The 18,577-nt window shown below is 59.1% G+C and carries 16 protein-coding genes and 1 tRNA gene; 15 read left to right on the forward strand and 2 right to left on the reverse strand.

Annotation, left to right across the window (positions count from 1 at the left end; translation table 11 throughout):
* Window positions 1–28: 28 nt before the first annotated feature.
* Window positions 29–1,102 (reverse strand): 2,3-butanediol dehydrogenase, encoded by a 1,074-nt coding sequence (locus ACRQDJ_RS05340; protein WP_284903589.1) that lies wholly within the window; start codon window positions 1,100–1,102, stop codon window positions 29–31.
* A 196-nt stretch (window positions 1,103–1,298) separates the two neighbouring features.
* On the opposite strand from ACRQDJ_RS05340, the gene ACRQDJ_RS05345 reads away from it, so the two are divergent.
* Window positions 1,299–2,816, forward strand: coding sequence for an alpha/beta hydrolase (locus tag ACRQDJ_RS05345; protein WP_284903590.1), 1,518 nt, complete (start codon window positions 1,299–1,301; stop codon window positions 2,814–2,816).
* A gap of 564 nt (window positions 2,817–3,380) precedes the next feature.
* Window positions 3,381–3,453: transfer RNA gene (locus ACRQDJ_RS05350), tRNA-Thr, on the forward strand.
* On the opposite strand, the gene ACRQDJ_RS05355 is transcribed toward ACRQDJ_RS05350, so the two are convergent.
* Entirely contained in the window at window positions 3,409–3,801 is a 393-nt protein-coding gene (locus tag ACRQDJ_RS05355) for a helix-turn-helix domain-containing protein (RefSeq protein WP_435717873.1), read from the reverse strand. The two genes, ACRQDJ_RS05350 and ACRQDJ_RS05355, sit on opposite strands and share 45 nt — an antisense overlap.
* A gap of 53 nt (window positions 3,802–3,854) precedes the next feature.
* Here ACRQDJ_RS05355 and ACRQDJ_RS05360 point away from each other — a divergent pair, with 53 nt between their 5' ends.
* The 13 genes from ACRQDJ_RS05360 (at window position 3,855) to ACRQDJ_RS05420 (ending at window position 18,520) form a co-directional block, all read left to right on the forward strand.
* Window positions 3,855–4,100: a helix-turn-helix domain-containing protein gene (locus ACRQDJ_RS05360; protein WP_369277840.1), complete on the forward strand. Its 246-nt coding sequence runs from the start codon at window positions 3,855–3,857 to the stop codon at window positions 4,098–4,100.
* A 7-nt stretch (window positions 4,101–4,107) separates the two neighbouring features.
* Complete coding sequence (locus ACRQDJ_RS05365) at window positions 4,108–4,665, forward strand: hypothetical protein (protein ID WP_101657611.1); 558 nt, start codon at window positions 4,108–4,110, stop codon at window positions 4,663–4,665.
* A gap of 182 nt (window positions 4,666–4,847) precedes the next feature.
* Complete coding sequence (locus ACRQDJ_RS05370; RefSeq protein WP_145989820.1) at window positions 4,848–6,137, forward strand: hypothetical protein; 1,290 nt, start codon at window positions 4,848–4,850, stop codon at window positions 6,135–6,137.
* Between the two features lie 29 nt (window positions 6,138–6,166).
* Entirely contained in the window at window positions 6,167–6,952 is a 786-nt protein-coding gene (locus tag ACRQDJ_RS05375; protein ID WP_101657613.1) for a hypothetical protein, read from the forward strand.
* Window positions 6,953–7,018: 66 nt separating this feature from the next.
* A complete protein-coding gene (locus ACRQDJ_RS05380; protein WP_101657614.1) occupies window positions 7,019–8,041 on the forward strand; it encodes a hypothetical protein in 1,023 nt (340 codons plus the stop codon).
* A 208-nt stretch (window positions 8,042–8,249) separates the two neighbouring features.
* Window positions 8,250–11,231 carry a VaFE repeat-containing surface-anchored protein gene (locus ACRQDJ_RS05385; RefSeq protein ID WP_257960057.1) on the forward strand — a complete coding sequence of 994 codons (2,982 nt, stop codon included), beginning with the start codon at window positions 8,250–8,252 and terminating at the stop codon, window positions 11,229–11,231.
* Window positions 11,232–11,410: 179 nt separating this feature from the next.
* Window positions 11,411–12,097 carry a hypothetical protein gene (locus ACRQDJ_RS05390; protein WP_284883135.1) on the forward strand — a complete coding sequence of 229 codons (687 nt, stop codon included), beginning with the start codon at window positions 11,411–11,413 and terminating at the stop codon, window positions 12,095–12,097.
* 41 nt (window positions 12,098–12,138) lie between these two features.
* Complete coding sequence (locus ACRQDJ_RS05395; protein ID WP_435711122.1) at window positions 12,139–12,339, forward strand: hypothetical protein; 201 nt, start codon at window positions 12,139–12,141, stop codon at window positions 12,337–12,339.
* 2 nt (window positions 12,340–12,341) lie between these two features.
* A complete protein-coding gene (locus ACRQDJ_RS05400; protein ID WP_284883138.1) occupies window positions 12,342–12,740 on the forward strand; it encodes a PrgI family protein in 399 nt (132 codons plus the stop codon).
* A gap of 40 nt (window positions 12,741–12,780) precedes the next feature.
* Window positions 12,781–15,069: a VirB4-like conjugal transfer ATPase, CD1110 family gene (locus ACRQDJ_RS05405; protein ID WP_284902302.1), complete on the forward strand. Its 2,289-nt coding sequence runs from the start codon at window positions 12,781–12,783 to the stop codon at window positions 15,067–15,069.
* Between the two features lie 2 nt (window positions 15,070–15,071).
* On the forward strand, window positions 15,072–16,133 hold the full coding sequence (locus tag ACRQDJ_RS05410; RefSeq protein ID WP_284902304.1) for an RCC1 domain-containing protein: 1,062 nt from the start codon (window positions 15,072–15,074) through the stop codon (window positions 16,131–16,133).
* Window positions 16,130–17,668 carry a CHAP domain-containing protein gene (locus ACRQDJ_RS05415; protein WP_284902306.1) on the forward strand — a complete coding sequence of 513 codons (1,539 nt, stop codon included), beginning with the start codon at window positions 16,130–16,132 and terminating at the stop codon, window positions 17,666–17,668. Before ACRQDJ_RS05410 ends, ACRQDJ_RS05415 begins: the two co-directional genes overlap by 4 nt.
* 36 nt (window positions 17,669–17,704) lie before the next feature.
* A complete protein-coding gene (locus tag ACRQDJ_RS05420; RefSeq protein ID WP_435717866.1) occupies window positions 17,705–18,520 on the forward strand; it encodes a VirB6/TrbL-like conjugal transfer protein, CD1112 family in 816 nt (271 codons plus the stop codon).
* Window positions 18,521–18,577 lie beyond the last annotated feature (57 nt).

An 18,577-nucleotide genomic window follows, 5' to 3' on the forward strand; every position in this document is an offset into this window, starting at 1 on the left:
CCCCCCCGCTACTCCTTACCCCATCGAACTACTTCATCGAAACAAGGATCTTCACTTCGCCCGGGTTGCCCTGCAGGCGCTTGTAGCCATCCTCGACGATGCGATCAGCGGTGATCTTCGAGGTGATGAGCGGCTCCAGGTTGACCTTGCCTTCCTGCACCAGCTTGATGGATGGTTCGTGATCATTGCAGTAGCCAATGCACGCGCTGATGGAGCGTTCGGGCATCATAATGGCACCCATAAGATCCAGCTCGAAGGGATGGACGTGCAGGGCCACCACTTCGAGGTGCCCGCCGGTGGTGAGCACGCTGAGAAGCTGATCGGCCACCGCGGAAATCCCGGCGCAATCGAAAGCGAAGTCCGCGAGCACGCCGTCGGTAAATTCCTTCACCTTCTCCAGCAGATCCTCTTCCGCCGGGTTGACGATCAGATCGGCAACCCCCACTTCCTTGAGCTTGTTACGGCGAATTTCGGAAGGTTCGGACACGATGGTTTTCACACCGTAAGCCTTGAGGACCGCGGCGGTGAGCAGCCCAATCGGACCGGCCCCGCCCACCACGGCCACCTTGTCTTCAGCCTTGCCGAAAGCGGCGCCGGCATGTGCAACCGCGTGATGGCCAACGGAAAGCGGCTCGATAAGAGCGGCCTGATCAAGCGGAATATCGCCAACGTTATGAACCCAGCGTTCCTCCACCACGATCTTTTCAGCCAGGCCGCCCCCGCGCCCGGAAATCCCAATGAATCCCATTTTTTCGCAGAGGTTGTACATGCCCTTCTTACAGGCCGGGCATTCCCCGCACACCATAAAGGGTTCCACGGCAACGCGGTCACCGGCCTTGACCTTGGTGACACCTTCGCCGACTTCATCCACAGTTCCGGAGAATTCGTGGCCGAAAACCACCGGAAGAGTTTCTCCGGAAATGGGGTGGGGTTCATCAGCCGAGGGAGCCGGTGGCATGACTCCATCGAAGTACAGGTGCAGATCAGAGCCGCAAATACCGTTGTACGCCAGGGAAATCTTCACGGTTCCCGGCCGGAGTTCAGGTTCAGGAATATCCTCAAGCCGGACGTCTTCCTTGCCGTAGTAGCGAATAGCCTTCATTCTTCCTCCTTTACGTGGGCACGCAGGTTGGGGCGTGGACGCGACATTCTCAATATGTGTAGTGAGCGTCACATTCAGTCTGTCAGAGGGTGACCGCCCGCGCAATGCCCGAGACGCGAAAATGCAGTAATTGCACGGCTAGCGAAATTATGGCGGCCTCCTGCCTATTACCAGCTTGCTCCCGTACGCTAGACACGTGAAAAGAACTCTTGCTGCTCTCGGCGCCGTGCTGTTTTTAGTCTCCGGGTGTGCCAATAATGCCCTGGTGCGTGGCGGCACCGGCAATACCTCCACCGGCGGGTTGCCCGAATATCCGGCGCAGCTCGCCCGGTTCTATGAGCAGCGGGTGGAATGGACTTCTTGCGGCAAAGATCAATGCGCTCGCGTCCAGGTTCCCATGAATTATGAGGACCCGGAAGGGGCGACCATCGAATTATCGATGCGGAAACAAGAGGCGAGTGGCAGCGCCGTCGGCTCTATTTTTATTAATCCTGGTGGCCCTGGGGGTTCGGGTCTTGATTTGCTCCCCACAGCCTCGATTTCTCTGGGCAAGGATGTTGTCGAAAAATATAATGTCATCGGTTTTGACCCGCGCGGGGTGGGCGAATCCACCCCGATAACCTGTTTCACGGATGCGGAATTGCAGCAGCTCGTGGATACCACCTACCCGGATTCCGATCCGGAGGCGGGCGCGAAAGAGGCCGCGGATGCGCGGCGGGTGGCTGAACGCTGCAAGGAGAAAAACGGCGAGTATCTCAAGTACGTGGATACCCGTTCGGCGGCGCAGGATCTCGATGTGTTGCGCCACCTGGTGGGGGACCGCTCGCTCAACTACCTGGGCTATTCGTACGGCACGTTCCTGGGCGCGCAGTATGCGGATCTTTTCCCTGCTCACGTGGGGCGTATGGTGCTCGACGGCGCCGTCGACACCACCTTGGGTACGGCCCGCCTTGCCACCGATCAAACGCGTGGTTTCGAAGAATCCGCGCGCCGTTTCGTGGAATGGTGCCAGCAGGAACAGGGTTCGCGCTGCCCGTTGAAGGGGAGCGTGGATGAGAGTATCGCGCATATGCGCGGTATTATCGACGCCGCAACCGCCACCCCGATCCCCACCGGGAATCCGAATATGCCGCTTACCGGCGCGCAGGCGCTATCGGCTTTCACTATTCCGTTCTACAGCAAGATGCTGTGGCCGGTGCTCATGGAGGGAATTTCGGAGGTCGATAAGCAGAATAAGGGAACGGTTCTCCAGCTCATCGCCCTGACCGGGCAGAACCGCGATCCGAGCGACGGGCATTTCCTGGATAATTCCACGGAAGCGAATTGGGCTATTAATTGTGCGGATTACCGGCCCGCCACGGATGCGGAACTGGAGGAAGCCTCCCGTGCTACCAAGGGCGGCCCGCTGCTCGGGGATGCTTACGCGGGTTCGGATCTGTGCCAGGTGTGGCCCACCCAGGCGAAGGAGAATCCGGGGCCCTTCCGCGCGGCCGGTGCGGCACCCATTATCGTGATCGGCACCAAGTATGACCCGGCTACCCCGCAGGCTTGGGCGAAGTCCCTCGCTGAGGATTTAGAATCCGGCGTGCTGGTGACCTGGGAAGGTGATGGGCATACCGCTTTCGGGACCGCGGGCCGGTGCATCGATGATCCGATTCGCCAGTTTTACCTCACCGGAGCCGTCCCGGAGAACCTCAATTGCCCGGCGCGTTAGCGTGGTGAGCGCGCGATTCGCGGCGAGCGGCCGGCGGGGTGAGTGAGGTGCGTGAATGCCGGGCTGCGCGGGCCGGGGCGTGCGCTTGATATCGGCCTATCGTCCCAGGCCAACATGGAATTGCTGCAAATTTCACGAAGTTACGGTCCCGTAGTGAAGTTGTACACATAAATAGGGAACGCAATTCTTTGCTCCCTTAGCGCCGGGGCGTTATGCTTGTATGTGCTGACGCGGCCATTCTTGAATAGGCTTTCAAGCAGGGCTGATTGTCAAAAACTTTATAGGCCTGAGCCGCCGGTTGTGGTGGTCGGTGTGCTCATCTGGGGATGTTGTAATCCCCATGTTGCTCCCCGAGGCGAGTTCATGTGACTCTCGCCCCGGGGAGCAACACTTTTCTTTCCTTTCTTTTTACGACGACGCCGCGCCTGCCGCCCGGTTGCCCTACCCCGCCTTCAACGTTCGCTAGCTCACGGCGCCGGGGTTTGCGTGCCCGTGCGCCGGCCGGGTAGTATGCATCTGTTGCCTTGTGAACTGGCCGCATACGCGGCTAGCCGCGGGTAGCGTGCCACCTTAGCTCAGTCGGCAGAGCGATTCACTCGTAATGAATAGGTCGAGAGTTCGATTCTCTCAGGTGGCTCTGAACGGCCTGTGCATCTTCGGATGTGCGGGCCTTTTTCTTTTGCTCTTCCTCTACAACGGAGTCGGGAAGAAGTGCGGAGATAGGCACATCCAGAAAAGCTGCGGTAGAAACAAGGTCTTGCACTGACCATGGAGTTTTACCCAAAGTTTTCCGCGAAACACTTGCCTTATTGAGCCCGAGCCAGTTCGCTAGCTCCATTTGTTGTTTTCCGCGACGGCGAAGCCAGAGAATGACATTAATGCCAACGGCCTCGTCGCTCGTGAGATTTAGTTCTTCAGCGGCGATTGACATGCCTATAGCGTACCATCCAGTCGCATCACGCGCAACTCGCACGTCTTGACGCATCTGGCCGCACCATATAGGCTTGCAACCAGATGAGCGTAGCGCAACTAGGGGGTATGGTGCCTAAACGGATTTTGACGACGAGAGAAGTTGCTTCTCTTATGGGTGTAAGCCGTACTACTGTCACACGCTGGTGCTCCGAGAACGATATCCGCGCCGTAAGACTTCCGTCCGGCCAATGGCGCATCCCTAAGTCGGAGGTTGATCGTATTCTTGCGCCGGTTGCGGAGGATGCTTCGCCGGATAATGCCGGCGAGGTGTCAGGCGCGGCTCTGCCGGGCCAGTTGGAAATTTTCGGGTAGGCACCTCATGGACACGACGTTGGAGTTGGGGCAGTCGGTTGTTATTCAGTGCTGGAATTTGAATATCGGCGATGAGGGCGTGTATTCGCCAGAACTGGGCATGCGGGTGTGTGACCCGTGGGTGTATGTAGCTTTCGATGTGGACTGCGTACCCGAAGAACACTTCGATAAAGCGTGTCGGGTGCTTGAGCATTTTAAGGTGTGCGTGGAGGGCGGCGAGATTCGCCTGGGCTACAACCTGAACGCACTCCCGGAGGAGCTGTGGGGTTGGTGTTTGCCGTGGCTGGTGTGCGGCCTGGCTTACCGCACGACTCCGGCGTTTGGCCCCAACGCTAGCGAGGGTGAGGATGTGTATGTTTCCCACTCCCAGATTGACCCGCTTGTGGGGCTTATAGTCGCGAACCGCACGGACACCTGCATTGGTACGTGGCTTGGTGGGGAATGCTTGAAGGTCGCGGCTTTCACGTCGCCGGGCATCCTTACCCGAGAGACGGTTTTCCCGCCCGCGTCCTCGCAGATCGCTGCGGAAAATCTCAGCGAGTGGCTGGAGATAATCCCATGGTAACCGCCAGTAGTTCTATGTTCTTCCCTTCCATCGACGCTGATAGTTGGTTTGCTTCTTCTATTATGCGTGGGTTGGTTGGGGGCGCGCTTCCCATTGGCGCGCGGGCTTGGCTGGCCTTCGGTACTCCTAGAGGGCCAGCCAGCCCTATTCTTCAACACGAACAGCGGGGGAGGTGAACACCCGTGAGTAGTGATCTCTTCGTTACCCGGAAAAACCGCGGCGGCACCTGGATGACGAATGATGTCGTGTGGGGCGTGCGCTTGTCTGCCCCGACGCTCGGCTTGTTCGTCTATATGCTCTCGATGCCACCCCACGCTCCGAAGACTCGGGACTCGATGAGCGGGCATTTCGGACTCGGCCGGCGTGCGGTATCTACCGCGCTCAAAGAACTCGAGGTTGCCGGTTTGCGGTATCGGTTCCGTGTTGCTGGTGGGCGTGGAACATTCGCGACGGTCACGGTGCTTTCTAGTGAGCCGATCAGTCTTGAGGAAGCTTTTCTTGAAGTTCCGGAGAGTGTGCGCGGCGATGTGGTGGCGTGTGTATCCCCGCGGCCCGATGGTGAGGAAGTCGTCCAGCTGGACGTGGACGGTCATCCGATCACCATCGCCGACGGCACGGACGAAGCCTCCAGTGACGAGAATACACATAGCGACATGCCTGGGTTATCCATAGGTGGTGTGGCCGGGGTACCGGTTCCGGTACCTCGGAGTGAAGTGGCGGAAAACCGCCAAAACCAAAACGCTACCGTGGGGGTGTCTGTTGGCGACACCGGGTTATCCACAGGTGATTGTTCTCCGGGGTACCGGTTATCGTCCGTCGGTGAGCGGTACCCCTTAAACCAATACCCTTCTTCACTACGTTCAGAAGGGATTAAATCCAACCAACCAGCCCGGCCTGAAACGCCAGCAGATGATTCTCGTTTGGGTGTGGTTGGTGTGGATGGTGACCCAAGCCAGCAAGGCGTGGTGGGTGCCACTGTCGTGGCTACCCACACGCCAGCACCTGCCGGGCCGGACTCGACGACGCCACAGGGGCCGGGCGTGGATGCGGCGGGGGATGCGGTTGTGGTGGCGTCTTGTGTTCCCGAGCGCCTGGCCGGGTTTATTGCTCCTTCACGCTTGCAAGTGGTGGCCCGTGATTTGCGGGCCGCGTTAGATGCGGGCTGGACTGCAAGCCAGGTTTACCGGCTCTTGAATAGCTCCCCGATTCCGGGCGATGTCCGGAATGTTGGGGGTTTGGTGGCGTATCGGATTCGCCAGATCGCTGCCTCCCCGCCAGTAACCAACCAGCGGGCGGCGCGGGGGTATTCGATGGACGAACTCACCGGCCTGCTCACCGAGGCGCAAAGGGTTGCGCCGGGTGAGGCTCGGGTGTTTGAGGCTCGGATTCGGGATGACCCGCGGCTTTCTCGGGCGTGGCGGCAAATGATCTTGGCCGAACTACCCCAAACGGTAGCGGTAGCCACACACTAGGTTTTTGAGGTTTTTGGAGGGAGGTTGTTATGGACACACACGTTGAACGCAGTGTCGTCGGCGTGCCCAAGGCACTGCTGGAAGATGAGCGGCTCTCGTTTGATGCTCTAGCGTTGGCGGTTTACTGCCTGGGGCTGGGTGAGAATGCTTCGGCGGGTTATCGGGCACTGGCGGGGCGTGGTTTGAGTGAGGCCCGCACCCGTAAAGCCCTCTCGGAGCTGGAAGCCGCGGGTTATCGGTTCCGGGGCGCGGATGGTCGGGTGGTGATCTCGGATACTCCCATGACAACCTCTCCAACGCAAGCCACAGCAGCCGCGTCGGCAGATACCGCAAGCACAACCGGCACGGGCCAGGGGATGGTGCGTGAGCGTCGGGAACGCCGCGAAGTCCCTGCGGGTGTTGATGTGGTGGATGAGTGTGTACCCGCACCGCTAGCGAATCTGCTGAAAGGGGTGGGTCGTGAGCGTGCCACCGGGTATCTCGAGGAAGCACTCGATCACGGCTGGACGAAACACGCAATCTACAACGCTTTGAATAACAACCCATTCCCGGCGGACGCGAAGAATCCAGTGGGTCTGGTGATTTATCGGATCCGGCATATTGCGTCTAAACAGCCACGCGGCACCAAACAACCACCAGCGCCCGCGCCGGTAGCGCCGGCTCCAGAAGAAAAGCCGGGCGCGGCCTCGCTGGCGGTGTTTAGTCTTCCTGCCCGCCAGCCACCAGACACTAAGAGTGGCGTGGGTTCCCAGGTTGGCGGGCAGGAAAACCTCCGCGCGATACGCGAACGCATAAACACGCTTCGGGGTGTTTAAAGTGTCGTAACGGTAAGGCACCATTAGAGACAAGAGAAGAAGCAAACTACGAGGAAGAACCAGACCATGGACATCACCCGAATCAAGAACCGGAAGGCGTATGTGCTTGCCGGTATAGGAATTATCGCTATCGCGCTCATCGTCGGTATCGCGCTGTATTTGCGTGGGGTATCGGCCACTAAGGATGCCCGTGCTGACTACACGCGAGCGGCGGCGGAGTATGCGGAAGTGAAGACCTCCCTGGAGGAACAGATCAAGACGGTTGATTTCCAGCCTGTCCAGTGCTCTAACGACGGGGGTAATCCCGAGAGCTGTTTTAGGGCGCTTGAGTTGCGTGCCTCGATTGAGGGCGAACTGGCCAAGCCTATAGATGCTCGCAAGGCCGAGACTCTTGGTGCTAAGGAGGCACGCGCGGCTGCGACCGCTATTTCCGAGCGTGTGAGCGTGTTGCGCGGGTGGGGTAGCGAACTCGAAACCAAGATGGCCGAACTCGATGAGGCTTTCTCTAAGAAGGTCACTCGGTATGTGACTGGTAAGGGCGAGGACGGTACCTCGGTCTTGAAGCGGTGTGAGAAGGTCTTGGGCGAAGCGCGTCAGCTCGCTGGTGAGGCGACTGGCAAGGTTGCTGATGGTGGGATTATCACCTCGATGAACCAGAAAGCAGCCGGCCTAGAGGAAGAATGCGCTCGGGTGCGAGATAAGCACGGTGAGATGCGGTGGCGTGAGGTTCAAGAGCGTGTTGCGGCTTTGGGTTTCCAGATTCATGACTTGGAGGATGCGATGAATAAGACTCGCGCCGCTATCGGGACGGTTGCGTTGCCTGACCAGGCAGTCCAGCCCGAACAGGCCGCTTCTTCGGCTGGCTCGTCAGCGTCTTCGTCGTCGGTGTCGTCTTCGTGGGGGAGCGACAACTCGGATTCTGGTTATGAGGCAGCTCCTGCGCCGGCTCCGGTGGCGCCAGCACCTGCTCCCGCAGCTCCCGAGCCTGCCCCTGCTGACAATGACGGATGGGTAGACACCTCGACCGGAGGTAATTTCTGCGCGGGTACGGATTCCAATGGCAATAGCTGGACTTACGAATGCCCCTAAAACCAAAAGGTGGCTCGGTGCTTGCGCCAACAAGCACCGAGCCGGTGAATCCCTCCAGTTTTTCGCAATGACCTTAAACATTTCGATATAGAAAGGACTCGTTACCATTATGGCAGCGACCACACATGCCCGGCCAGGAGGCCGGACGCTTGCCGCGCTCCTTGCGGTATTTACTCTGATAATTTCAAGCTTGCTTGGCGGGAGTGCCATGGCGGCTTACGATTCCACGGTTGGGCGCGGCATTGACCTCATCGGTATCAATGCCTCGGGTGCTTTGCGGCTTGGGCCGCATATTAACCAGACTCCGCAGATTGGCGGGGTAGGGATTGATGCTTCGCCTCAGTGGTGTATTGATGGGAAGAAGGCCGACCCGGGGCCGAATGATTTGACTTCAATTGCGACCTTGACGGATTCCGCGCAGCACGTGCCCGAGCTGGCGCTCACGACACCGCAGGCCGCTTGGCTTTTGAACAAGTACCAGGGCAACACCACAGATAACGAAAATCTCGCGGCGTTGGGTTTGCTCATGCACGCGAACTTCGAGAACACCGCCTCGGTGGCTCATGAAATCGCCGGGGCAACGCAAACCCAACAGCCGGACGTGTGGGCACGAGCCATTCAATACGTTGCCGAGGCCCGTAACAGTGCCGCCGTCGGCTACGAAGCCGGCCGCGTAGAGGGTGAGAGCCAACGCGAGGGAAAGCTATTCAACATCGGTATTCATCCTGATAACGCTGATTTTTGGGTTCCCAATATCCCCGTAAAAATCACGCTCACAGGGCCTGCCGTTTTCAAGGAGAGCGGCAGCACGGTATGGGAGGGCGTTACACAAGATCGCCCTATCACTCTCGAATGGAAAGCCAGCGGTAATGGCGTTGTTCAAGCGGATTACGCTTACAAAACCAAGTTCCGCACGACTCTCACAAAGTACGGCTCAGATGGCTCCATCCAGGACATGATCACGTACGGCAACCGACCGGCGAACGATCCTGAGACCATCACAGGGCCTGGGCCGTCGTGGCGTGTGATTTTTGACTTCCAACCCACCGGCACCAGCCAAGCCGCCAGCCAGGAGATCAACCTTGACGGCACCATTTCGGACACTCTCACCACATCGGTTGATAAGTCCTATGGTGATGGGCAGTGGACGCAGGTAAACAACCAGCCGGTTCCTGTGGTTTATACCGCGACCGCGTATTGGGCGGGCCGTGAAAAGCCCACCACCAGCACCACCATCCCAGCAGGTGCCGAAGTCCTCGGCAGCGTGGACGTTACAGCCACGGGTGAGGGCCAGAAGCTGGAAGCGAAGCTAACCACACCCAAGCGTGGTTACGTGAGCTGGGTTTGGTCGGTCGATAAAGCCAAGCAAGGCGCGAACAGCCAGTATATTCACCAGAACTGGGCGGATTCTTACGGACTGGAAGCAGAAACGACATCAGAGAATTTCGACTTCCGCCCCCTCGGCACCTCGAACGTGGCTGACGCGAAAGTAATCGACAAGGGCACAATGTTGTCCGATACGTTCGAGGCTAAGGCCGACCCGGCTTATCGGGATGGTGAATGGACACGCATCGTTGCGCCTGGCGCGTCGTTTGATGAAGGCACCTTCGTGCCGGTGACCTACCGGGCGAGCGCATATTATGTTTCCCCGACCGAACTCCCGACCACCACGGACTCTGTGCCGGCCAGTGCGGAGCTGATTGAATCTGTCACGGTCGTAGCTAATGGGCCGGGCCAGATCAAGGCCACGCTCTCGCAGCCCACAGTAAAGGCCGGGTTTGTCACCTGGGTTTGGGAAGTCAAGGCTGAAGACCAGCCCGCGGATTCCGCGAAGTGGATTAAGCCAGGGTGGGCCGACCAGTTTGGCCTGCCGGACGAGACCACGTCGGTGCGTTACCCCGCACAGATCGACTCCACCTTGTCTATCCGCGACACCAAGTCGGGTACCTATTTGGTCGATGATGTGTGGGTGACGGGACTCCCTGCTAATCATCCGGATTTCGCGGGTGGGATGGGTTTCAAGGCCGACACCGCGACCATTTCGCATGAGGTGTTGTTCTTCCCCCACGGCCTTGCCGTTACCGAGGCCAACCGCGATAGGGCAGAAAAGATCGGCGAAACGGTCACAATTCCCGCCCGCAACGGCTTCTACCCCAGCGTGGGTGAAATTTCCTGGTTGGTGAAGCAAGACGCTAATGGTAAAAATCTGCCGGGCACCTATGTTTTCGTTTCGTCGTTTGCTGGTGATGACCGCGTCCAGCCACTCACGACGAGCGTCGAGGACGTGACGGAGCAATTCACCATCACCCCTGAGCCGTCGATTCACACCACTTTGACGCATGAGAACACGCACGTGGCGCCGAATACCGACAAGGTGGAGCTTGTCGATACGGTCTCTTACCAGAATCTCAAGCCTGGTAAGGAATACGTGCTTGAGGGAACTCTGATGGATAAGGCAACCGGTAAGCCGCTCGAAGACGGAAACGGCACCAAGATTGTTTCCACGGCTGTGTTTGTGCCGGAGACACCGAACGGCACCGCCACTGTCGTATTCACAGTGGACGGAAGCCTGTTTGCGGGTAAGCAGACGGTTGCGTTTGAGAAGCTGACGCAGGATGGTCGTGAAATCGCTGTCCACGCCGACATCAACGATCTCAATCAGACGGTGACGTTCTCGAAGCTGGCAACCACCGCGACCGACAAGAGCGATGGTGACAAGGTGATCGCGCCGGTGCCTAACGCCGTGATTACGGACAAGGTGTGCGATGTTTCCGGCACGTTGGTGCCGGGTACCGAGTATGAAATTACGACCGCGTTGATGTTGGATAACGGCGATGCGTTGCTCGACAAGGACGGCAAGCCGGTGACGGTTACCTCGAAGTTTATTCCAGCGGCCGCGAACGACTGCGCCTCGATTGACATCACTTTCGATGCGAGCAAGCTCGCGGGCAAGAAAGTCGTGGTCTTCGAAACCGTGACCCAAGACGGCAAGACCATCTCGGTCCATCACGATCTGAAGGATTCCGCTCAGACGGTGAGCGTAGATACGCCTCCGACACCTCCGACACCTCCGACGCCGCCGGCTCCTCCCTCGCTGATCCGCACTGGCGCCAGTATCACCCTGGCTGCTCTCGCAGCCGCGGGTCTGGTTGTTGGTGGTGTGTGGCTCGTGCGCCGCAAGCGCGCCTAACCAACCAGACTCACCCGGGGTAACTCGGGGTGAGTAAGTGCTCCGTGTGCGCGTGTTTTCCATGGTCGAGGCGCGTACACGGGTAAAGAGGGGCTGGGCCGGCTATTGCTGGCCGGCCCAGCCCCCACTTTTTTCGAAACATGTGGCCATGAAAATAAACGTTTTTGTGAGGTAAAAGAATGAAGAAAACAACGACTGCTATTGCTGTGTCTACGTTGGCTTTCCTTGCTTTGCCGGCAGCCAACGCGGCAGAGCTGGCACCAGAAGTAACGGCTCCCACGGCCGGGGCTGTGGCGGCTGGTGAGACGCCGCTTGTAAGGGACGCGGGAACGGCCTCCGTTCGAGCGGCGGAACCGAGTGATGTGGGGGATACCCCGCCAACGCCAGGAGACGACAGCCCGGCGGTGCCAGATGTTCCTGAGCCACCCCAACCGGGGGACGAGCCGGCACCCGTGCCGGAACCTCCTGCACCTCCCACGCCGGGCGAGGAGCCGGCTCCTGTGCCGCCCAGCCCCGAACCTGATCCCGCGCCTGAACCTGAACCTGCGCCGGAGCCTGTCCCGGAGCCGGGTGTTCCCTCGCCTGACGCAGGTAGCGATACTTTGCCGAGCGTCGAGGATGAAGCACCGGGCGTAGAGGCGTCTTCTTCTTATGAGTGGGATACCGATGAGGGGCGGGTGTATAGCGCCGCTGCGCGCTCTGCCGGTTCGTATTCGGGCAAATATGCTGCGGCTTCTCATCGGCTTGCTGATTCGGGTAGCGCTTCGGCGTCGAGCGCATATCTGGCTTTGGCGGCGATCACGGCTGGCGGGCTGTGCGTGGCCGCTACCCGTAAGCGCGGGTATGTGGCGAAGCACGCCGCATAACCACCCTTAATCAGGCTTTCGTTTTTGAAAGGAAAAAGACCATGGATTTGAATGCTGTACTCCAGCTCTTCACTAAATTCGCTACCGCAGGTGGTGGTATTTGGGCTATTTGGGGCGTGATCACGCTGGCGGGGGGCTTGCGTAGCCATGATGGTCAGCAGACCCAGACTGGCATGTGGCAGGCGCTTGGCGGGGTCATGATTGTGGCTGCCGCCCAGCTCTTCAAAACCATCGCAATATAGCCATGGCTTTTGAGGTTCATGTTTACCGCGAGGTGACGGCCTACCAGCCGAAAGTCTTGTTTGGGTTCTCGTGGCGTCAGCTCGGGGCGTTGAGCATCGCCCTCCCGGTAGTTGTCCTTTCTTATTGGGGTTGTTTGCGGGCCGGACTTGACGATCTCGGTGTCGTGATCGTTTTCGCGGTGATGGTTCCGGCGGCGATGTTTGGGTGGTGGCGCCCGATGGGCATACCCGCAGAAAAGTATGTGGGTTATGCGTGGGAGTACCGTTTCGGGCGGCGCCGCTACCTCTACCACCAGATAGATGATGTGGGGTTTAGTGATGGGCAAAAGAACACAACAGCAAGACGCAGGCGCTCTAGCCGGCTTCGTCGGGAGTACGTCTCCTTCGAAACAAACAACTAACGCGCCCCGGCGGCGTCGCCGGCGCGCGGCTACTAGCGGTATGTCGGCTGCTCCGGGGAGTGTGCAAGCAAAAATTCCTTTCGAGGCGCTCACCCAGAGCGGGCTGGCCTGGCTTGGCGGCAACACTTATTCGGTGACGCTTGAACTCTCGGATGTGAATTATTCTCTCGCGCCAAGCGAGGTACAGGAGGGCGTGATTGAGAAATACGCACGCTTCCTTAACTCACACCTTTCCGGGACGCACGTGCAGATCCAGCTGGTAAACCAGGTCTTGGATAAGGAAGTGCTGGCGCGTGGGGTGGCCCTGGCTATGCGTGGGGACGGGGTAGACGATTGGCGTAGTGAATACAACAGCTTGATCTCCTCCCGCCTGGCCACCGGGCGTAATAATTGCGTTAGCCGTAAATACGTGACCCTCACTATCGAGGCGGAGGGTGTGGAGGAGGCTAAGACCACGCTTTCGCGCATGGTCACGACCGCTAGTGCTGCTCTTCGGGAGATTGAGGGTTGTCAGGCCCGCCAACTAAACGGAGGCGAACGCCTGGCCTTGATGACGTATTTCCTGCGGCCGGATGCACCGAGGTTTGATTACGCTCAGCTCCTGGCCAGTAACCTCACAACGAAAGACGTGGCGGCACCTCTCTCGCTGGATGTGGGGCGTGATCATGTGGACGCGGGCGGGCGGCTTTGGCAGAGCCTCGTGTTGCGGGATTTCCCGGCCTTTATTTCCGACCAGTTGCTCGCCGAACTGGCTGATTTGCCCCTGGATATGGCGGTGTCGATTCATATTGACCCGCTCTCGCAAAAGAAGGGCCTTGACCTTGTTAAGGCTCAGATTGCGGGGATGGATATTCAGCGGGGTAACGAGCAACGCCGACTCTTGAAGCAGGGTTTGAGTGCTGATCTTATGCCGCATGAGTTGCAGGCATCGTTTGAGGAAGCAACCGAGCTACGCACCCAGCTTGAACGCTCTAACGAAAAATTGTTCCGCACCACGATAGTGATCGCTGTCGGGGCAGATACGGAGGGGGAGCTTGCGGGGCGGGTTGAGCGCGTGAAAACCCTCGCCGCGAAGCACTCATGCAACCTGGAGACATTGCGGTATATGCAGCTCGACGGCCTCGGGGCGACCTTGCCACTGGGAGTGTGTCGATTGCCGGTGTTTCGTACCCTCACGACCGGCGCGCTAGCGGTCATGGTGCCGTTCACGACGGCCGAGCTGATGGAAGACGACGGTGATTTTTACGGGGTTAATGCGCGCTCGAAAAACTTGATCGTTGCGGATCGGCGGCGGGGCATGAACGCCAACGGCTTCGTTCTCGGTACCACCGGGTCGGGTAAGTCCCAGTTCGCGAAGTTCTCGATGCTACAAACTTTCCTGCGCCGTCCTACCGATGAGCTGCTTATTATTGACCCTGACCGCGAATACGTGCCACTCGCTTCGGTGATGGGTGCGAACCGGGTGATTGTATCGTCTAGCTCACCGGACTCGATCAATCCGCTCGAGGTAGACAAGGGCGCGGGCGGGGAGAGTATTCAGGAGAAGTGCGGGGTCGTGCTTTCCCTCCTCGAGGTGCTGCTGGGCGGAGAAGCGGGGCTTTCGGCTTCGGAGCGGTCGATTATCGACCGGTGCGTGGCCCGGCTCTACCGTGACTATTTGAATACTGACGGCGCTCCGCCGCCGACTCTCACAGATTTATATGACGCGCTCTCGAAGGAAGAAGATGGTGAGGGTAGGGAGCTTGCCCGCGGCCTTGAGCTTTATGCCAGCGGGAGTGCTTCTGGGTTTGCCCGCGCCACCTCGATTGATCGCACGAACAGGGTGACGGTGTTCGACACCGCCGATCTTTCTCGTGACGTGCAGACGTTCGGGATGATGGTTGTCTTGGAGGAGATTTGGGGGCGGATCAAAACTAACCGCGCGGCCGGCATACGTACCTGGGTGTACGTGGACGAGTTCCATACGCTTTTTTCGAATCCTCATGCTGCCTCTTATTTTGAGGCGATGTATAAGCGGGTGCGGAAGTGGGGTGCCTCGATGACGGGTATCACCCAGAACATCGAGGAACTGCTGGCGAATAAGGCCGCGCGGCTCATGCTCTCCAACTCCGACGGCCTGTTTTTACTCAACCAGCAAGCAACCGACGGCGCAGCCCTGGCTGATCTTTTGAAGTTGTCGGGTGAGCAGGCGGCGTTTTTCACGAACCAAGCCCCAGGGCGCGGCTTGCTTCGCTTGGGTGGGGTGTTGGTGCCTTTCGATAACACGATGCCAGCCAGTAGCCGGCTCTATGAGTTGTTTTCCACGAAATTCGAAGACAAGGCGGCCTGATAATGATTGATCAAACTGTTGGGGCGGATGCGCTTTATATTATTGCCACGACTCAAGGTGGCGTGCCAGGCGTCCTGGAAGATATCGCCTCGCATCCGAATGTTTATCCCGAGCTTGCTGCCTGGGCGGGTTTTGCGCGGGTGGTGGGATTGGTGCGTGCTGGTGAGGTACCAGCGCCACCACAACCAATGGCTCCGGTGGCACCTGAGATGGGGCTACCGGCGTCGCCGGTAGCCCCGGTCGCGGGTGGTGAGGCCAGCCCGCCTCGAGGAGCCGGTGGTCGGCGGCGGCGTTCACGTAGCGGGAACGGCCTACCCGGCCGTGGGAATTTGGCTCGCAACCTCACTATCGGGGCCGCCCTCGTATGCCTCGCGCTTATGGTGGCAGCTCTCTGGGTTATGAAAAACCCAACCGGCGACGTCGCCGCGCAGTCAGAGCCACCAACACCGGCGACGTCGGCAGTGCCTGCGACGCCGGAAGCCACCCCCACGCCTGCGGTGGGCGTCCTGGATGCCACCGGCAAGGCACACATGTGCATAGCCCGCGGCAAAGATGTTTCGTGTATCGGTGCGGGCGACCATGGCCAGAACGCCTCCCACACCTTCGATGCGGACGTGAAAGTTTTGGCGGCGGGTGGGGACACCACCTGCGCGAGCAGCGGCCAAGGCGCGGTGTGTTGGGGTGATAACCGGTGGAGCCAAGCAGGCTCTCAACCCTCAGATACTCAAGCACCGGCGCCGGTCTCGGGACTCGAAGCCCTCGAGGTGAAAGATGTTGCGGTGGGGGATGCTCACGCCTGCGCCCTCACGAACACCGGGGTGTGGTGTTGGGGTACGGACTACAACGGACAACTCGGGGGCGGTGCCCAAGGTGATAAAGCGAGCTTGGCCCGCCAGGTCACCCTCCCTGGTGATGCACGGGTGACGTCACTCGTTGCTTCGCGGTTCGCCACCTGCGCGAGAAATGATGCCGGGCGGGCGTGGTGTTGGGGGTCGAACGACAAACAAGCACTCACAAATGACCCGGCTGGGATTGTGGGCGTGACAGAGAAGAGCGGGCTGTGAGCGTGCTTGCGTCGATGAATATCCGCGATACCTCCAGTAAAAAAGCCGCGAATATCCACGCTCGCCGAGACTCTCACTTGGTGGGTAAGGCTGGGCGGCTTGTGGGGGATGTGCGTGAGCTACGCAGCTTTGAGGGTGGGGAGGTCGATGAGCAAGTCGGTACGGCCTTCTCCATCGCAGGCCGGAAAGCGGGCCGTAAAACCTGGAACACTGCCAAGCGGCATATTACGGTACTGCGCGGGCACGGCCCGCGCACCTCGCGTGTCTCTCATCTTGCGGCTCGCCGCGCCGCGACGACACCGGCGACGTCGCCGGTACGCCCGGCATCGCTTGCGCGTTCGGGGTCGAGCGTCGTGCCCGGACTGCGCCGGGCGACCCCGGGCAGTCGGCAGGCCCAGCGGGCTGGCAGGAAAGCGGGCAGGGCTACCGCTCACCGGGGTGGGTACCGGCCTAGGCTCGCCTCCCGGGCATTGAATGCTGGGCGGGTGGTGTCCGTGAAAATCGCAGCCGCCATTGCGAGCACAGTATCCATGATCGCTGCCTCCCCGGTCTTGATAGCCGGGCTGGTGGCCTCCATCATGATCATCGCGATTATCTCGTTCATCCCCAACTGGATCGTTAACCTCGTTGTCGATGATGAGCTTCCAGAGGTTGCTTTCCCGATCCAAGACGACTACCCCTGGCGCGACAAAGTCAGGGATAGTAAAGGAAACGCGACGCCGGTGTTCAACACGGTGAATCCGGAAACGCTTTATTATTTCGGGAATTGCACCGACTTCGTGTATTGGCGGGTGAACCGGGACATGGGTGGCGGGCCTGGTAAATGGGTCTACACCCACGGTGACCTAACCCCTGCTGGTGGTAATGGCTCCCAGTGGGGAGATACCGCTAATTTGCCGGGCTGGCCTGTTATCAGTAACGCAAAAGACGTCAAAACCGGTGACGTCGTTTCGTTCAAGTCTGGGGTGGCTGGGCATGACCACCCGGCCGGACACGTCGGGTATGCGGCCGCAAACACCGACGGCACCCTCCTCACGGAGAATTACGGTAACGCCGCCTACTACCTCGAGCGCTTCACCCACACCGATCTTCAGAAGTTCCTGGATGACGGGCGTATCGTTGTGCGTCGCAACCCAGACCTGGGTAGGCGGGCAGCGACCGGTGAAATAGTTCGCGTGCCCGGCGGGTCGAGCGCAGTTCTGGATACGGCCCTCGCCTATCAAGGCGTGCCCTACGTGCACGGGGGACAATCCCCGAGCGGTTGGGACTGTATTGGGTTCGTTGCCTGGGTATATCGCCAGCACGGGGTGACCATCAACTACTTCGACACGACGGGTGTGTTGTCGTATGGGCGGCGCGTGCCTTATAGCCAAGCCAAGCCAGGAGACATTCTCTATTGGCCCGGGCACGTAGCGATCTCGCTAGGGGATGGCCGGAATGTTGCCGCGTGGAACGAAAAAATGGGGACAACGGTCGGCCCGGATTCGTGGTGCGGGGAAGAGCCTCCGGTTGTGATCCGCATGAGCGAAAACTAACAGGGAGGGCTAGTTGTGGCTGGGATTATTTTGGCGATGCTCACCGCGATTTTCGGCGGTAGCTTTGCGGGCGGGGTCGATGACCTGAAAACAGACATCGCCTCCTACAACCAGAGCGCTTTTGAGTTTTGCACGAGCCTCAATTCTGTTGCGGTAAAGCCTGTGGCGGCGACTATTCTCGCGATTATTCTCGTGCTCGAGCTAGCTAGGCTTTCTACCCGTTATGAGGGAGACAGCAAGAGCGGCACCCAGCAGATCGCTCTCGCGTTGCTGAAAGCCGCGTTGATATTGATCGCAATAGCAAATGTCGATCTCATTTTGTCCTCGATTAATGAGGCGGGTGAGAAAATCACCGCCGGAGTAGTAGCGCAAAGCCCGGACACGGTTGCCGGGGGTGATCTTCCGGCGTCGGTGAAAACAGCGGTAGACGACCTCGGGATGGCCGATAAGGCGGGTCTTATGTTGGTGTTGTTCTTGCCGTGGCTGCTTTCCATTGTTGCCTCTATCGGCGTGAAAATCATCGTGTTGTTGCGTTTCGCGGAAATTTATATTTTGAGTGCGGCCGCAACTCTTCCGCTTGTTTTCCTCTCGCACCCGGAGACGAAAAGCATCGGCGTGGGATATTTGCGGCGTTACGCCGGTGCGGTCTTGCATGGCGTGGTTATCATCTTGTGCATCACGATTTACTCGTATTTCCAAGTGGAGATGGTGGACGTGAATAGTTTGACGGGGGATAACATGCTCTCCACCTTGACGGCGAATTTGGCGGGGTTGATTGCTGGCCCGGTATTCTTCCTCACCTTGCTGTTCGGTTCCTCGCGCATGGCTAAAGCATTCCTCGGAGAAGGATAATGTCGACGGATAGTGAGCTATAGACACTAAAGATTTCCGGTTCGTGAAACCAGGATT

This window comes from Actinotignum urematis (genome assembly GCF_051264595.1).
Lineage (GTDB): Bacteria > Actinomycetota > Actinomycetes > Actinomycetales > Actinomycetaceae > Actinotignum > Actinotignum timonense_A.

What these genes read in the sequence shown, in the direction of transcription:
- ACRQDJ_RS05340 (WP_284903589.1), bottom strand. Translation starts at nt 1,102, where the DNA reads ATGAAGGCTATTCGCTACTACGGCAAGGAAGACGTCCGGCTTGAGGAT.
- ACRQDJ_RS05355 (WP_435717873.1), bottom strand. Translation starts at nt 3,801, where the DNA reads ATGCGTCAAGACGTGCGAGTTGCGCGTGATGCGACTGGATGGTACGCT.
- ACRQDJ_RS05360 (WP_369277840.1), top strand. Translation starts at nt 3,855, where the DNA reads ATGGTGCCTAAACGGATTTTGACGACGAGAGAAGTTGCTTCTCTTATG.
- ACRQDJ_RS05365 (WP_101657611.1), top strand. Translation starts at nt 4,108, where the DNA reads ATGGACACGACGTTGGAGTTGGGGCAGTCGGTTGTTATTCAGTGCTGG.
- ACRQDJ_RS05375 (WP_101657613.1), top strand. Translation starts at nt 6,167, where the DNA reads ATGGACACACACGTTGAACGCAGTGTCGTCGGCGTGCCCAAGGCACTG.
- ACRQDJ_RS05380 (WP_101657614.1), top strand. Translation starts at nt 7,019, where the DNA reads ATGGACATCACCCGAATCAAGAACCGGAAGGCGTATGTGCTTGCCGGT.
- ACRQDJ_RS05385 (WP_257960057.1), top strand. Translation starts at nt 8,250, where the DNA reads ATGGCGGCTTACGATTCCACGGTTGGGCGCGGCATTGACCTCATCGGT.
- ACRQDJ_RS05390 (WP_284883135.1), top strand. Translation starts at nt 11,411, where the DNA reads ATGAAGAAAACAACGACTGCTATTGCTGTGTCTACGTTGGCTTTCCTT.
- ACRQDJ_RS05395 (WP_435711122.1), top strand. Translation starts at nt 12,139, where the DNA reads ATGGATTTGAATGCTGTACTCCAGCTCTTCACTAAATTCGCTACCGCA.
- ACRQDJ_RS05400 (WP_284883138.1), top strand. Translation starts at nt 12,342, where the DNA reads ATGGCTTTTGAGGTTCATGTTTACCGCGAGGTGACGGCCTACCAGCCG.
- ACRQDJ_RS05405 (WP_284902302.1), top strand. Translation starts at nt 12,781, where the DNA reads ATGTCGGCTGCTCCGGGGAGTGTGCAAGCAAAAATTCCTTTCGAGGCG.
- ACRQDJ_RS05410 (WP_284902304.1), top strand. Translation starts at nt 15,072, where the DNA reads ATGATTGATCAAACTGTTGGGGCGGATGCGCTTTATATTATTGCCACG.
- ACRQDJ_RS05420 (WP_435717866.1), top strand. Translation starts at nt 17,705, where the DNA reads ATGCTCACCGCGATTTTCGGCGGTAGCTTTGCGGGCGGGGTCGATGAC.